A 15,561-nucleotide genomic window follows, 5' to 3' on the forward strand; every position below is an offset into this window, starting at 1 on the left:
GCCGAGGCTGGCTGGCCTTGGCTTCCGGTCGAGTGTCCCCAACGCCCACGGCGTTTGAACGGATTATAAAGTGGGGGGATGGCTGGCACGAGAGTGGGTAGTGCGAGTTCGCAGTGCTGGTGGTTGTCTCCTTCGGGTTGTCGTGGGGTGTCGGGCCACTCTCGTGATTCCGACATTCCAACGGGTCCGACGACCCAGAATCGTGGGGCAAATCTTGAAGTTGCAATCCGTTTATTCGGGTTGAGACGCCGGTCAGGAAGGACCAAGCCTCAGGAGGAGATCACGCCTCGAGCAAGGCGAAGCGTGAAGGCGATACCCATACCATAGTTTACAAATTAAGGTTCGTACAGATCACTTTCCAATTTTGATTACAACAGATGAGCAGTCGCTAGTAAGTCACGAATTAACTGTGTCGAACGATTCGCGTGACGGCACCCTCGAGAGGACCGACCCGAAACGCCGTCGCAAAATAACCGGCTCATTCGTCACTTGACTGAACCCATGATTGGGATTGGCTTTGTGCGATTGAACGCGGGAGGGCCGTGGTGCTGGGCTTTTCCCCTCGTGGTTGCCCTGACTTCCGCGGAGGCCGTTCCTCACGCCGTTGACCCCCGGTTTCAGGTCCGTCAAGAATCTGGTCGGAACGCCCCAGAATTCGATCGATTTGCCATTCTTAAGCTGTGGTCGCACGGAGTTGTCGAGAGCGACATGTTCGCATGCAGCCTTGAGCGGCCGTTCAAGCGGTTGCCCATCGATCGACAGGCGACCACCCCCGAAGCGATTTCACACGTTGGAAACGTCTCACCGTGCAAAGGATGTGCCAGCGGCGATGAGAGGTTGAGTGGGTGGATCGTCGAAATCTTGGCTTCGACGGGTTGGTACGAAGCCACTCCCGCGACAAATGACTCAGGCCGGTTGTTCCGCCTGCGAGTTCGTCGCGCGGGTGCCGATTTTTGAAGTCGTCGGCTCTGGGCTTTGCGTTGCGGATCGAGAGTGAGATGTGGCGTTTGGCAAAAGCATGGAGGCATGAGAATGAGCGGCGGCCTGATTTCCTCAGGAGGGATTCGCCCCGAGCGAATTCTCCGGAGCTTCATTTCGGATGGTTTCAAGAGGATAATCTAAAAACATAAAACAGTCGCATAGACACGAAATGAATATTTTGTGTTAAGCGTGTTCGGTGAGGAGTGCGGGGCGTTACCGAAAGATTGCCAGGCCCGATGCGGGAACTGGCGAAGTCGGACCCAAGAAATCAGCGCGGACCCCGACGTGGGGGTGCCTAGTGGAGCTGGCCTCTGCTCAGCCGCGGTTGCACGCGCGATTCCGTGCTCCGGGCCGCTCGGAGTCGAAACCGTTTGTCAACTGGCCGGTGATCGTGCTTGTCTCAATCCGCCAACGGGTGATCGCTGAGGATGCCGTACATCATGAACGGAAAGTTGAATCTCAGATTCCTACTTGGCCTGTTCGTCACCTCCGCTCTGGTCGGCGGCGGGATCCATTGGGTGCATGGCGTGCTCGAAAAACAGAATGTCGGCGCCTTGCTCAAAGAGGCTGACCGGGCTGAACGCAAAGGAGACCGTGCCGGCTTTGAGAAGCTCCTGGCACGCTATCTGGCCTTCCGGCCTGAGGATGGCAAAGCGCTCGCTCGCTATGGGCTGTTGCTCGCGGAGGGGGCGGCCACGGGGAGAGTTCGCTTGCAGGCGTTGCAAGTCCTCGAGCGGGCCCTGCTGCACAACACCGAGCGCGACGCCATCCGCCGCCGCGCCGCGGAACTGGCGATGTCGCCGGAGCTTGGGAAATTTAAGGAAGCCAAAGTACACCTCGTCACTCTCCTCCTCAAGCCATCCCCTGGCGGGGAGGTGGGGTCGGAGTCGGGGTCGGAGCCGGAGCCGGAGGATGTCCAACGTCTCGAAGCCTTGCTACTCGAGTTTGCACGCCAGGATGGGGCGCAGCCCCCGTCCCCGGGGCTGGAGCAGTGTCTGGCACGCCCCGATGCAGAGGTGTTGAGCCTGCTCGGCCGTTGCCTGGAAGAGCAAGCACGAACCGGACCACGCGATGAGTCGGACCACTCCTCCTTGAAAGCCTTGGCTTGCTACCGGCTCGCCCTGACGCGGGCCCCCGACCGGGTCGACCTCTATGTCCGGCTCGCCGCGCTTCTGCGGGGTCCGATCGATGATCCGGCGCAGGCGGATCGGGTCATGGACGCGGGCGATATTCGAGACGGCGTTGTCGCCAAGAACTCTGACTCGTACCTCGCGTATCTGGCGCGGGCGCAGTACCGCAAAGCGTTGGGCTTGTCGGGTGTCACGGATGACGTCACCCGCGCGTGGCAACTCGCCCCGGAGGAGGCCGACGTGATCGTGGCCGTCGGGGAAATCGCCCGAGAGAGGCGAGACTATTCGGAAGCACGTCAGCTTCTCGAACGTGGCATGGAGCGTTATCCACGCGATGTGCGGATGTATCAGAACCTGGCGGAAATCGAAACCCGGGCCGGACGCACCAAGGAGGCGCTGGCGGTCCTGCGCCGGGGCGTTTTGGCATTGCCGGATCAGCGAAACTTGCAATGGAATCTTGCCGACCTGCTGATCAATGCGGGGAGCCCTGAGGCGAAACTGGTCATCGCCCGACTCCGGAGGCGGGCCGATCTTTTCCAGCCGGCGGTTGAGTACCTCACGGCTCGTGTGCTGCTCAACGAAGGTCAGCGGGCCGAGGCCGTCCGTCGCCTCGAAAAAGCTCGGACGCTGATGGCAAACGTGCTCGACCTCAAGAGCCTGACCCTCAAGGCCGAGCTTCTCCTCGCCCAGTGTTATCAACAGTTGGGCAATCCTGATCAGCAGGCGGCCGCCAGCCGACGCGCATTGCTCCTCGAGCCCAAGTCCGTGTCTGCCCGCCTGGCGCAGGCCTCGGCGCTCTTGTCGCTGGGCCGGTCCGACGAGGCACTCGAGGAATTTCGCAAAGCCGCTCCCGAGTCGGTCGAGGCCCGGGTCGCCGTGGCGCGGCTCCTGCTGGCTCGGAATCTCCGTCTGCCGGACGATCAACGCCTCTGGCCCGAGATTGACCAGGCGCTCGAGGAAGCGGACCGGGCGGGGGCGGATGCCGTCGAAGTGACGATCCTCCGCGCCGATGCCCTCACGGCCCGTGGTCAGTTCGATCAGGCCCGGGAACGGCTCCAGCAGGCGCGGAGCTCGCAGCCGAACCGGGTCGAGCTCTGGATCGCCTTGGCCAATCTCGCCGGTCGCCAGGGCAAGTCGACCGCCATCCTTTCCGTCCTGGACGAAGCCCAGACGCAACTCGGAGATCGGGTCGAGCTCCGTCTGGCTCGCGCCTACTACTGGGGCCAACGCGGTGGTCAAGACGCCCTCAAGGCCCTGGAGCCATTGGCGGTAAACCTCGACGCGTTCTCCGCCGACGACCGCGACCGCCTCGACGATGGGCTGGCCGATGTCTTCGCTCAGCTCGGTGATGTCCGTCGGGCCGAGGAACTCTGGACCGGCTTGGCGGAACGGCGGCCCCATGAGCTCCATGCCGCAATCCGGTTGTTCGACCTGGGCTTGGCCCTTGAAGCCCGAGAGCAAGCAGACCGTGGGACACTGTCCCGAGCCGTCAAGCGGCTCCACGGTATCGAAGGCGAGGACGGAGTGCTCTGGCGCTTCGGCGAGGCGACCCTCCTGGTTCGGCAGAGCCCGCAAGCCAATCCAAAACGGCTCGATCAAGCCCGTCTGCTGCTCTCCGAGGCCGCCAAGCGGCGCCCCGATTGGTCACAGGTGCCCCTGCTCGAGGCCGCGATCGCCGAGCAGGAGGGGAGCCCCGAGCGAGCCACCGAGGCCTACCTGAGGGCCATCGAGCGCGGCGAGGGGCAACCCCTGGTGATTCGTCATGTTGTTAATCTGCTGATCGACCAGAAACGCTTTGCCGAGGCCGATCGCATCATTCAGAAACGGCTCGATCAAGGGCCCGCCACCGGAATCCTGGGTCAATTGGCCGCCGAGAAGGCCCTGAGGCATGCGAATCGGGAGGAGGCCCTGGCTCTGGCGGCCCGCGCGGTCTCGCCCCAATCGCAAGACTTTCGCGACCACCTCTGGCTCGGCCAGATCTACTGGTCGATCGGGGAGAGGGCGAAGGCCGAGGCCGCGCTCCGTCGCGGCCTGGAACTGGCGGATTCGGTTCCTGAAACCTGGATCGCTTGGGTGGAATACCTCTCCAGAACCGATCAGAAAGCGCTGGCCGAAGCGGCGATCGCGCGGGCGAAGAGCAAGCTTCCACCCGATCAGGCTCCGCTGACTCTGGCGCTCTGCTACATGGCGATGGGCCAGCCGGATCGGGCCGAGGAGCAGTATCAACAGACTCTGGCCGCCCGACCCAATGACCCGGCAACCTTGCGGATCATCGCCGATTTCTACTTGCGCTCCGGCCAGAATTCAAAGGCCGATCCCTACTTGAAGAAAATTGTCGATACGCGGATCGGTTCTCCCGAGGCCCTGGTCATCTGGGCGCGACGCAAACGCGCGTTTGGCCTGGCGCTCCAGGGGGGCTATCAACAGATCAGGGAGGGACTGGCGCTGATCGAATGCAACCTCCAGGCGAGCAACGAAGTCGAAGACCAACGGGCCAAGGCCCTGTTGCTGGCGAAAGTGCCGGGCGGGCTGCGCGACGCGATCCGAACACTCGAGGACCTGGAACGGCGTCAGCCCTCCACGCGCGACGAGAAATTCGTGCTTGCCCAACTCTTCGAATTCGGGGGCGATTGGCCTCGGGCTCACTCCTTGATGCTTGGGCTACTTTCCTCCGACGATGGGAACGCGCTCTATCTGACCGCCTTCACACGAAGCCTGTTGCGGCATGGAAAAGCCGAAGAAGCTCAGCCCTGGCTCGATCGTCTTGAAAAGGCCCTGCCTCAACATTCCCAGACAATCGAGCTCAAAGCACGCTGGCTCGCGGCCCGGGGCCAGGGGGCGGACGCCGCCGCCCTGCTCAAGGCCTACGTGAATGATAAAGATAAGGATGCCTACCTCCCCCTGTTCGCGGCGCTGCTGGAAGAACTGGGCCAACCGGAGGCGGCCGAGGCGATGTACCAGGACGCGGTCAAGCGTTCCCCGCGACCCGAGACCGTCCTTATCCTCGCGGAGTACTTCGGACGTCGGGGGCGGCTCGCCGAGGCACTCGACCTCTGTGAGCGAGCATGGTCGGTCTGCAATCCCGAAGCGGTCGGCCATGCCAGCCTCCTCACGATCTCTGCAGCCAAGGCCACTGCCGAGCAGTTCCGGAGCGTTGCGATTCGGCTCGAACAGGCGGTTCGGAACAACCCCGATTCGATCAGTCTGCTGTTCGACCTCGCGAACCTCTACAGCTTCCAGGGAAACTACCGGGACGCAGAGATGCTCTATCGGCGGATTTATGAGCGGAACACGTCCGACGATGGCGCTCTGAACAACCTGGCCTGGCTCCTCGCGGCCGCTGAGGGTCAGGGAGCCGAGGCGCTTGCCGTCATCGGCCAGGCGATTGCCTTGGCGGGGCCGAAGCCGAACCTGCTCGACACCCGCGCGATCGCACACCTGGCGATGGATCGGAGTGACCTGGCGATCAAAGATCTGGAAACCGCCATCACGGCAAACCCTTCGCCGGAGATGTACCTGCATTTAGCCCAGGCTCGCTTGCGGAGGAATGACCAGGAAGGCGCCGACGCGGCGTTCCGGAATGTGAAGGCCGCGGGCCTCCAGATCGACAAGCTCCACCCCCTCGATCGCGAGGCTTACGGCCGCCTGTTCGCCGATCTGAGCCGGCGGGAAACAACGTCCGCCCCGAAGCGTTTCGGGCCACCACGAGTTCCATAGAGGAGTGTGTATGTGCTGAAAAATCTCGGAAAGCGCGGGAGCCGGAGACCTCGTCAGTGAGGTCGACGGCTCGATCAATTGGCTCGCGCTGGAGTTGTAACCTCGCGACGGACTCTCGCCTCGGTCGTTGATCGAGGACATCGTGAGCAGGCACCGTGCCATCACGACGAGAGCCATCGTCGCCGATTCGCTCACCTTTTCAGAGGATAAAGGAGCCAGAAGGATGACTCGAATCCACGCCAAAGGGTTAGTGGTCAGCGCTCTGTTCTTGGCACTGACCACCTCGATTGCGTCCGCGTCAACCGTGATCGATTTGACAAAGGCCGGGGCCACGGCCAACGAAACCGGCGCATTCGGCGGTAACTTCATCGTTCAACAGACGACCATCCCGTCAACCGGATCTGAGGTCATCGACTCGTTCGTGCGACTCAAAGCCGAAGGATGTGAAAGGAGTGTCGAGGGCTATAACACGGACTTTCGTCCCCTTCAGTTCGACGAAGCCAAGTCACCACAACTGACCCATTCACTGTTGCTGAGCGATGTGCCGGTCGTCAACATCGATGGCACCAACTATCGCCAATTCGTGCTCGAACTCGGTCCAGGCGCGGGCGATAAGTCAAAAATCGTATCGCTCAATCAAGTGCAGATTTTTTTGCGAGATTCCGGAGATCTCGGCGGGGCTTTCACCCAATTCCCGGTGACCAAAACCACACCGCCGGTGATCGCCTTCGTGGACCCGTTTTCAAGCGAAGTGTTCCAGTTGAACACCAACAATCCGAGCTTCCTTCAAATCAAGCTCAACGCGGCTCTCAGCTCGCAATCCAAACCGGGTAATATGTTCCTTTACGTCCGGGACGACGCGTTTCAAACCGCGATTGCCGGCAACCCGTTCCTCCAGGATCCGGCCAACCAATACGTCTATCTCTATTCGCAATTCGGCCGTCCTCCAGGCCACTGGGGCTCCAAAGTCCGATTCGAGGAGTGGGGGGTCCTCAAGTCCGCGCCCAATCCAGTCCCCGAGCCTTCGACGGTGGCCCTCGCCCTCACGGGCCTCGGCACCTTCGGCTTCGTGGGTCTGCGTCGTCGCCGGACATCCCAGGCGTGAGCTTGATCCCTGGCCGTTGATTCTCGGATCGTCAGATCCCTCGGACCGCTCCCGAGAGTGTTGAGCGGACTCGCCCCGGATTGACCTGAGAACCAGGTCAATCCGGGGCTTTCTTTGATACCGACCTACGTCATCGGGGCGCTTCGTCCGTCGGAAGACCGGGAGCTGACGCTCCCCACTCGCCTTTGGAAGACGAGCGTAGACCAACGACCAAGGGACGGCAGCTGACTCAGCTTGAGCGACCAGGGGATTCATTCTTGGAGTCCACGCGTGAACGTGCCGGCTTGCGCGTGCCAAGTCAGGTCCTTGAACCACGAGCGGTTCGTCTCAGTCCGTTTCGCCTCTCGGGAACCGGGAAGATTGTTCCGGTCCGCTCCGTGCTTGCGGATTCGGGAAGAAGGATAAATAGGCGAGACATGGCTTTTTATGGATCGCGGAGACCACAGTTACGACCTGGTTTGCGTCATAATAATGCGTCAAATTGGTGCCTAATGGCGGACTGCACATTCTCGGTTGTAAAATATTCTGAGCCTGCAATATCGTTAAGAGCAGTGAGAGCTTTGGGACACGATCGTTTTGAGGTTCGAGACCGTCGAAGAACGACGGAACAGTGACGCGACGATTTGCGTCTTGGAAAATGAGCAATCGACCGGCTTGCTGAGCATCAGACTCGTTGCGTGAAATTCATCGTCGTCAGTCCGTTTCACGCGAATGAGGGCTGAAGGCTGCACACTTCTCGTCGGTGCATTCGCACCTCCGTTGAGGTGGGTCATGGTTCATATTTTCATTAGAATTGGTCAAAGGCCGAGGGGCAATTGCAACCCATCGGCCCAAGGTACGCACCAAACTCGACACTGGCGGGGAGTGCGACAACCCACGGGCGGAAGGTACGCGCTGCGTTTGACTCGTTTCCCATCGGCGAGAGGGGTCGACTCGACTCGAGTCCGGATCGCCGTAAACCGTTGAGGCTGCGGGAGTGGAGGCAGACGCAGACGCTTCGGTTACGACTCGAATCCGTGATTCGGAGATTCAAAAACAGGCGGGCTCAAGGGAAGCAGGAGTTGTGTGAAGCGTCCAGGTCACAGGAGGATCAAAGCATGCCGATTCTGCCCGCGGAGCCGGAATGGTATCCCGAAACGTTCTGGGAGAGCGATCTGGTGGAGGACAAGCAGGACCGCCTCTGGTGGTGTCTGCACACCAAGCCTCGCCAGGAGAAAATGCTTGCGCGTTCGCTTCGTGCCCGGGGGGTTGCGCACTACCTGCCCCAGGTGACTCAAGAGACGCGTACGCCTGGAGGGCGGAGGATCTGTTCGACGGTACCGCTTTTCCCGGGCTATCTGTTCCTCTATGGCGATGATCACGATCGCGGCGAGGCGATTCAGGGAAACCATCTCGCGAACATGCTTGAGATCTGGGATCAGGACGGGGTTGAGCGCGATCTCCGCCGCGTCCATCGCATGCTCAGCGTCGGGATGGCGATTACGCCCGAGCCAACCTACCTGGTCGGGGATCTGGTTCGAATCTTGTCCGGTCCACTCCGAGGTCTCGTCGGAACCGTCACGCGTCGCGACGGTCGTGACCGGTTCGTGGCCGTGGTCCAATTCCTCGGCCGAGGCGCGGCGGTCGACCTCCAAGATTGGCAGGTCGAGCCGGCCGAGGACGATTCGCCGGGTTGCGTGAATCAATCCCGAGGCATCGAGCCGACGACCCGTTTCCGGCGCGCTTCCTCGACGCTTGCCTCTGTCTAGTTTGCACGAACGCCAGATGCTCAGATTGCCACGTACTCCTCTCCGGGTTCGATTACTGATGATTGAATCTATGGGGAAGATACCGGCGTTTGGTGCTGGCAAAAAAGCGATGAAGCGCACGACGGACTGTATTCATGGGACACCGCTGACTTGCTGTCCACCAAGGATATCGATCCAATGATCGCCGCTAAACTCACCAATGCCCGCACGCCTGACCCGGCTCGTGCCGCCGTAGACGCGGAATCCACTGAAGGCATGCTTCGAATGAACCGAACCAAGGTCATCGTCGATTTTCTGACCGCTCTATTACTGTTGATCCCGGCCGCTCCGCTCATCCTCGTGACGATGATTCTCGTCCGATTGACCTCGAAGGGGCCGGTGATTTACACCCAGATTCGGCTTGGGCATGGCGGCCGGCCGTTCACCATCTACAAGATCAGGACGATGTGCAACAACTGTGAACAACTCACGGGTGCTTGCTGGTCGGTCGGAGATGATCCAAGGATCACCTCGGTGGGCCGGTTCCTCCGCCGCACCCACCTCGACGAGCTCCCGCAACTCGTGAACATCTTGCGAGGCGAGATGAGCTTGGTGGGGCCGAGGCCGGAGCGACCGGAATTCGTCGGCCAACTCGAGGCGGTTTTGCCACGCTATCGGGAGCGTCTCACGGTGCGTCCGGGCGTGACGGGGCTGGCGCAGATTCAGTTGCCGCCGGATACTGACCTCTCGAGCGTCCGGCGGAAATTGATATGCGATCTCCACTATATTGAACAAATGAATCTTTGGCTGGACCTGCGTGTCACGGCTTGCACCGCGCTCGGTCTGGTCGGGATCCCGTACGCCACCTCTTGCAGGTTTTTCAGTGTGCCGAGATTGGATGATTTCAGTTGGACACCCAGCCGCGTCCAGACGAGTTGAACGGCCCTATTCGCCCGAAGCAGGGCAACGCAGGGATTCAGGCTCGCTTCATTGGATTGGGAACGAGGCATGGCGAATCAGGCTGTCGGATGTCAATCCAGACCTTGAGAGCTGGCCCGTTGACTTGAGCCCCGCGGCGGTCGCGTGGCGCAATCAGACCACGATTTTCAACGAATCAACCCAATATGAGCGGCACCATTGAAATCACCGTGAATTCAGCGCCGGTCGGCAAGCGCCTCGACCAGGCCGAGATTCCGGTCATCGATATCGTTCCGGACCAGAAATGGTGCATCCTTGATTTCAGCGAGATCTGGGCTTTTCGAGAGCTCCTCGCCTTTCTGTGCTGGCGGGATGTGAAGGTCCGCTACAAGCAGACCGTGCTTGGGGGAGCCTGGGCCGTCCTTCAGCCTCTCATGACGATGATCGTCTTCAGCATCTTTTTCGCGAGGCTGGCGAAGGTCTCCTCAGGCGAAATTCCCTATCCCTTGTTCGCGTTTGCCGGCCTACTCCCATGGACCTTCTTTGCAAACGCGATTGCCGCGGCCGGACAGAGTGTCGTCGGCAACGAACGGCTCATCACGAAAGTCTATTTCCCAAGGTTGATCATCCCGTTCGCCTCGGTGGGGGCCGGGCTGGTCGACTTCGCGGTGGCCTGCGGAATGCTCGGCGTCTTGATGCTCTATTACGGCGTCTTGCCGTCCTCGGCCCTCTTGCTCGCTCCCGTCATGGTGGCCGGTCTTGTGGTCGCGGCCGCGGGGGTCGGTTCGTTGTTGGCGGCCTTGAACGTGGCGTATCGTGATTTCCGCTACGTGATCCCGCTGCTGACTCAGCTCTGGATGTTTGCCACACCGACCGTCTACATGGACACCGCCGCGTTGTCCTCCAGCGTCTGGGGGTGGGTCCTGCCCCTCAACCCCGCCTATGGCCTCATCGCCAACTTCCGTGCCGCGATCGTCGGGGGCCCGATCGAGCTGTACTCCCTTGCGATCTCTCTGGGGGTCTCCATGGTGATGTTCGCCCTGGGATCGCTCTACTTCCGAACCGTCGAACGTGGTTTTGCCGACATCATTTGACACCCGAGGGCGCCATGGAAAAGCTCAAGGTCGGAATCATCGGTTGTGGCTACTGGGGACCGAACCTGATTCGCAACTTCACGGCCTGCCCCACGACCGAGGTCGTGGCGGTCTGCGATGCCAACCCTGCGCGTCTTGCGACGATCGGCCAGAACCATAATCATCTCAAGCTGGCCTGCTCGCTCGATGAACTGTTGGAACTGCCGCTCGACGCAGTCGCGATCGCCACCCCCGTGTCGACCCACTTCCCGATCGCGGAGCGCTGTCTGGAAGCAGGGCTCCACGTCCTGGTCGAGAAGCCGCTGGCTGCCAATGTCCACGAGGCCCAGGCGCTCATCAATCTCGCGGATCATCACAAGCGTGTCTTGATGGTCGATCATACCTACTTGTTCAACAACGCCGTGCGGAAGATCAAGGAGCTTCTCGAGTACGGTGAGCTGGGCGAGCTCTATTACATCGACAGCATCCGGATCAACCTCGGCCTTTTCCAGCACGACATCAACGTGGTCTGGGACCTGGCACCGCACGACCTCTCGATTGCCGACTACGTGGTCGACTTCGAAGCCAGGAGTATCTCCGCCTGGGGGTGCTCGCACACGAACCGAGGAACCGAAGACATCGCCTACGTGAACGTCGACTACGGCGACCAGATGCTCGCCAACTTTCACGTCAACTGGCTCTCCCCCGTCAAGATTCGCCAAATGATCTTCGCCGGTTCCCGCAAGAGCGTCGTTTTCAACGAACTCAATACCACCGAGCCGGTCAAGGTGTACGACCGTGGTATCGAGCTCGGCTCAGGGGTCGAAGGCCGGCACAAGCTCCTCGTCGGTTACCGCACTGGCGATGTCTGGAGTCCTCACATTGAGGCGGGCGAGGCACTTCAGAGCATGGTGGCGCATTTCGCGGAGTGCATCCGCGAAGGCAAGACGCCGCTCAGTGACGGTCGGATGGGTCTGCGGGTGACCCGGTTGCTCGACGCGGCGAATCGTAGCATTCGTGCCCAAGGGGGGCGTGTCGTTCTTTCCCACGGAGCCAACCACAATGGCAATTCAGACGCATCCGCGATCGGACCCCTCGAACGGAATCAGGATCGCGCCGGACGTCAGGCTCGGTCGCGACTTGATTATTCACTGCTTCGTTAATCTCTACGGTTGCTCGATCGGTGACGACACGCGCATCGGCAGCTTCGTCGAGGTCCAGAAGAACGTGTCGATTGGCGCACGTTGCAAGATCTCCAGCCACACGTTCCTCTGCGAAGGGGTCACCATTGAGGACGACGTCTTCATAGGCCATGGTGTGATGTTCATTAACGATATCGACCCCCGGGCGAGCGATCACGGTCGCCCGTTGACCGACCAGGATTGGACCGTCAGGCCGACGCGGATCTGTCAGGGTGCCTCGATCGGCAGTGGAGCGGTGATCCTCGGTGGTCTCACGATTGGGCCCGAGGCATTGGTGGCCGCGGGGGCCGTCGTGACCCGAGACGTGGCGGCTCGTGGGGTTGTCAAAGGAGTTCCAGCCCGGCAGTTTCGTCTCCGAGAATCGAGAGGAGTGCAGAGCCCATGAGTATCGTCACCGAGAAACTCCTGCCGACGCTGGAGTCTCAACCCGCGCCTTCGACGATTCCGCTGCTCGACCTGAAAGCCCAGTATCTCTACCTGCGAGAGGAGATCTCCCGGGCACTCCAGGACGTCGCCGACAGTGGAACCTATGTGCTCGGCTCGCGAGTCCGCGAGTTCGAGGAGGCGTTCGCGGCCCACATTGGCGCCCGGCACTGCGTCGGCGTCAATAGCGGGACCTCCGCGCTTCATTTGGCACTGATCACCGCGGGGGTCGGGGTCGGCGATGAGGTGATCACCGTGCCGATGACCTTCGTCGCGACGACCTGGGCGATCAGCTACGTGGGAGCGCGACCGGTCCTGGTCGATGTCGACCCGGTGACCTACACCATGGACGTCGGCCAAGTCGAACGGAAGATCACCGCGCGCACTCGCGCCATTCTTCCGGTCCACCTCTATGGACAACCCGCCGACCTCGCGCCTCTGCTGGAAATTGGCCGGCGCTATGGCATCCCCGTGATCGAGGACGCGGCTCAAGCCCATGACGCCCGCTATCACGGTCAAGGGGCGGGAACCCTCGGTTTTGCCGGCTGCTTCAGCTTCTATCCGGGGAAGAACCTCGGCGCCTACGGCGAGGCCGGCGCGATCGTGACCGACGACGACTGCGTTGCCGCGCGGCTCCGTCGGCTCAGAGACCACGCTCAGGGGCAGCGTTACCATCACGACGAGCTCGGCTTCAACTATCGGATGGATGCATTTCAAGGCGCGGTCCTGGGAGTGAAACTACGCTATCTCGACGCCTGGACCCATGCGAGGCACCGTCTTGCCGCCGGTTATCGGGAACGGCTCGCCGATCTGCCGCTCCAATTGCCCACCGAGGCGTGCGATCTCCGGCATGCCTGGCACCTTTACGTTGTCCTCCACCCCGAGCGCGACCGACTTCGTTGTGAGTTGGAAGTGCTCGGGATCAGCACGGGCCTGCATTACCCGATCCCAGTCCATCTTCAGAGAGCGTATTCCCATCTGGGCTATCGCGAAGGCGACTTCCCGGTCGCCGAGCGTATCGCACGGGAATGTCTGTCGCTACCGCTCTTTCCCGAGATGACGGCAATCCAGCAGGATCAGGTCGTCGCGGCCGTGCGAACGCTCTTACGGGAGGACCCGGTATGACGTGCTCACTTGAAGGGAAGACGTTCCTGGTGACGGGGGGGGCGGGGCTGATCGGCTCGCACATCGTCGACCAGTTGATCGATGAGGGAGCGGGTGAGATCCGCGTGCTCGACAACCTGGTTCGCGGGTCCGACGCCAACCTGGCCTTCGCACGAAGTCGTTACCCGATCACGTTCATTGATGGCGATGTCCGTAACCGTCGGACGGTCGCGGATGCCGTGGCGGGGTGTGACTATGTCTTTCATCAGGCGGCGATCCGGATCACGCTTTGCGCCGAGCAGCCGCGGGAGTGTCTGGACGTTTTGGTGATGGGGGCCTTCAACGTCTTCGAGGCGGCCGTGGCGTCGGGGGTCGAGAAGGTCGTCTTCGCGTCGTCGGCCTCGGTCTACGGCGGAGCGAAGGACTTTCCCACCCGCGAAGTCCACCACCCCTATGGAAATCGCACCCTCTACGGCGCCGCGAAGCTGATGAACGAGGGGATTGCACGAAGCTTTCACGATATGTACGGCTTACCGAGTGTAGGCTTGCGCTACTTCAACGTCTATGGCCCTCGTATGGACGTAACCGGGGCTTATACCGAGGTCTTTATTCGATGGCTCGATTGCATCGAACAAGGGAGGGCGCCGCAAATCCATGGCGCCGGTTCCACGTCAATGGACTTCGTCTTTGTCGAGGACGTGGCGCGTGCCAACCTGCTCGCGATGAAATCGGACCGGGTCGACGATGTCTACAACGTCGCCAGCGGGACCGAGACGAGCCTCCTGGCGCTTTGGGACGCGATGCGGAGGGTGAGCGGGGCCTCGGACCTGGCGCCGGAGCACCTCCCGGCGCGGAAGGTGAATCCGGTGCCCCGGAGGCTGGGGGACACGCACTTGGCCCAACGGGACCTGGGGTTTTCGACAACGATTTCCCTCGAAGAAGGCCTACGCCGGCTCGTGACATGGAGACATTCGTTGAGGCTTCCGCTCGAGGAGGTGGCTCGGTGAGTCGCGTGCAACTGCGGAAGATTCCAATCACCCGGCCCAACCTGGGTGAGGCCGAAGTCGCGGCCGCGCGGCAGGCCATCCTCTCGGGTTGGATCACTCAAGGTCCCGAGGTCGCGGCGTTCGAGGAGGAATTCGCCGCCTACGTCGGCGCTTCCCACGCCTGTGCCGTCTCGAGTTGCACGACCGCACTGCACCTGGCACTTCACGCTTTGGGTGTTGGACCCGGCGACGAGGTCATCACGGTTAGCCATTCGTTTATCGCCACCACCAACGCGATTCGCTACTGCGGAGCTCGGCCGATCTTCGTAGATATTGAGCCGCGGACCTTGAACCTCGATCCCGCCTTGATCGAGGCGGCCATCACGCCGCGGACCCGGGCCCTCGTTCTCGTACACCAAATCGGGCTCCCTTGCGACATGCGGGTGATCCTCGAGATCACCGGGCGGCACGGCCTGCCGGTGATTGAGGACGCCGCCTGCGCCATCGGATCCGAGTTGCTCGTGGACAACCAGTGGGAGCGGATCGGCCGGCCGCACGGCACGGTCGCCTGCTTTTCGTTCCACCCTCGCAAAGTGCTGACCACGGGTGACGGGGGAATGATCACCACCCTCGATTCCCAACTCGACGACAAATTCCGGCGGCTCCGGCAGCATGGAATGAGCATCCCGGACACGGCCCGCCACTCGTCCGAGACGGTCCTTTTCGAGGAGTACCCGATCGTCGGCTTCAACTACCGTATGACCGACATCCAGGCCGCGATCGGTCGCGTTCAGCTTGAACGCCTGCCTGGAATGCTGGCGAGACGTTTGGCCTTGGCCAATGAGTACACCCGAGGGCTGGGCGAGATCCCGGGCCTGGAGCCTCCCGAGCGGCCCGCCGGGACGCGGCCCAACTACCAATCCTATGCGGTCCGAGTGACGGCCAACTTCCCGATCGGCCGCGATCAACTGATGCAGTCGCTCCTGGAGCAAGGCATCAGCACCCGCCGCGGCATCATGAACGCCCATCAGGAACCGGCCTACGCGGGGCAATGGCACGGCGCATTACCTCACTCGGAGGCGGCGAGGGACGGGGTCATCCTCCTGCCGCTCTATGACACGATGACCATGGATGATCAAGACTACATTCTCGAGACGCTGCGGGACCTTGCCGCGGCGATCAGAATCTGAGGCGT

10 protein-coding genes are annotated in these 15,561 nt (G+C 61.5%); all 10 read left to right on the top strand.

The features are described from left to right. Positions 1-1,421 precede the first annotated feature (1,421 nt). Entirely contained in the window at positions 1,422-5,828 is a 4,407-nt protein-coding gene (locus BUS42_RS33105; RefSeq protein ID WP_074314257.1) for a tetratricopeptide repeat protein, read from the top strand. Positions 5,829-5,955: 127 nt separating this feature from the next. Then, positions 5,956-6,933 carry a PEP-CTERM sorting domain-containing protein gene (locus BUS42_RS33110; protein ID WP_254053949.1) on the top strand — a complete coding sequence of 326 codons (978 nt, stop codon included), beginning with the start codon at positions 5,956-5,958 and terminating at the stop codon, positions 6,931-6,933. Positions 6,934-8,030: 1,097 nt separating this feature from the next. Continuing rightward, positions 8,031-8,681: a transcription termination/antitermination protein NusG gene (locus tag BUS42_RS33120; RefSeq protein WP_083670928.1), complete on the top strand. Its 651-nt coding sequence runs from the start codon at positions 8,031-8,033 to the stop codon at positions 8,679-8,681. 177 nt (positions 8,682-8,858) lie between these two features. After that, positions 8,859-9,599, top strand: a complete 741-nt coding sequence (locus BUS42_RS33125; protein ID WP_074314262.1) for a sugar transferase — start codon at positions 8,859-8,861, stop codon at positions 9,597-9,599. 185 nt (positions 9,600-9,784) lie between these two features. Continuing rightward, a complete protein-coding gene (locus BUS42_RS33130; RefSeq protein ID WP_074314264.1) occupies positions 9,785-10,672 on the top strand; it encodes an ABC transporter permease in 888 nt (295 codons plus the stop codon). Positions 10,673-10,686: 14 nt separating this feature from the next. After that, positions 10,687-11,814 (top strand): Gfo/Idh/MocA family protein, encoded by a 1,128-nt coding sequence (locus tag BUS42_RS33135; protein ID WP_074314266.1) that lies wholly within the window; start codon positions 10,687-10,689, stop codon positions 11,812-11,814. Continuing rightward, positions 11,792-12,238 carry an acyltransferase gene (locus BUS42_RS33140; RefSeq protein WP_074314268.1) on the top strand — a complete coding sequence of 149 codons (447 nt, stop codon included), beginning with the start codon at positions 11,792-11,794 and terminating at the stop codon, positions 12,236-12,238. Before BUS42_RS33135 ends, BUS42_RS33140 begins: the two co-directional genes overlap by 23 nt. After that, a complete protein-coding gene (locus tag BUS42_RS33145) occupies positions 12,235-13,401 on the top strand; it encodes a DegT/DnrJ/EryC1/StrS family aminotransferase (RefSeq protein ID WP_074314271.1) in 1,167 nt (388 codons plus the stop codon). Before BUS42_RS33140 ends, BUS42_RS33145 begins: the two co-directional genes overlap by 4 nt. Continuing rightward, positions 13,398-14,387 carry an NAD-dependent epimerase/dehydratase family protein gene (locus BUS42_RS33150; RefSeq protein WP_074314273.1) on the top strand — a complete coding sequence of 330 codons (990 nt, stop codon included), beginning with the start codon at positions 13,398-13,400 and terminating at the stop codon, positions 14,385-14,387. Before BUS42_RS33145 ends, BUS42_RS33150 begins: the two co-directional genes overlap by 4 nt. Next, positions 14,384-15,556 (top strand): DegT/DnrJ/EryC1/StrS family aminotransferase, encoded by a 1,173-nt coding sequence (locus BUS42_RS33155; RefSeq protein WP_143206598.1) that lies wholly within the window; start codon positions 14,384-14,386, stop codon positions 15,554-15,556. Before BUS42_RS33150 ends, BUS42_RS33155 begins: the two co-directional genes overlap by 4 nt. Positions 15,557-15,561: the final 5 nt, after the last annotated feature.

The sequence above is a fragment of the Singulisphaera sp. GP187 genome (assembly GCF_900129635.1).
GTDB lineage: Bacteria > Planctomycetota > Planctomycetia > Isosphaerales > Isosphaeraceae > Singulisphaera.

Coding starts and splice junctions, on each gene's coding strand:
- BUS42_RS33105 (WP_074314257.1), top strand. CDS start 1,422: ATGAACGGAAAGTTGAATCTCAGATTCCTACTTGGCCTGTTCGTCACC.
- BUS42_RS33120 (WP_083670928.1), top strand. CDS start 8,031: ATGCCGATTCTGCCCGCGGAGCCGGAATGGTATCCCGAAACGTTCTGG.
- BUS42_RS33125 (WP_074314262.1), top strand. CDS start 8,859: ATGATCGCCGCTAAACTCACCAATGCCCGCACGCCTGACCCGGCTCGT.
- BUS42_RS33130 (WP_074314264.1), top strand. CDS start 9,785: ATGAGCGGCACCATTGAAATCACCGTGAATTCAGCGCCGGTCGGCAAG.
- BUS42_RS33135 (WP_074314266.1), top strand. CDS start 10,687: ATGGAAAAGCTCAAGGTCGGAATCATCGGTTGTGGCTACTGGGGACCG.
- BUS42_RS33145 (WP_074314271.1), top strand. CDS start 12,235: ATGAGTATCGTCACCGAGAAACTCCTGCCGACGCTGGAGTCTCAACCC.
- BUS42_RS33150 (WP_074314273.1), top strand. CDS start 13,398: ATGACGTGCTCACTTGAAGGGAAGACGTTCCTGGTGACGGGGGGGGCG.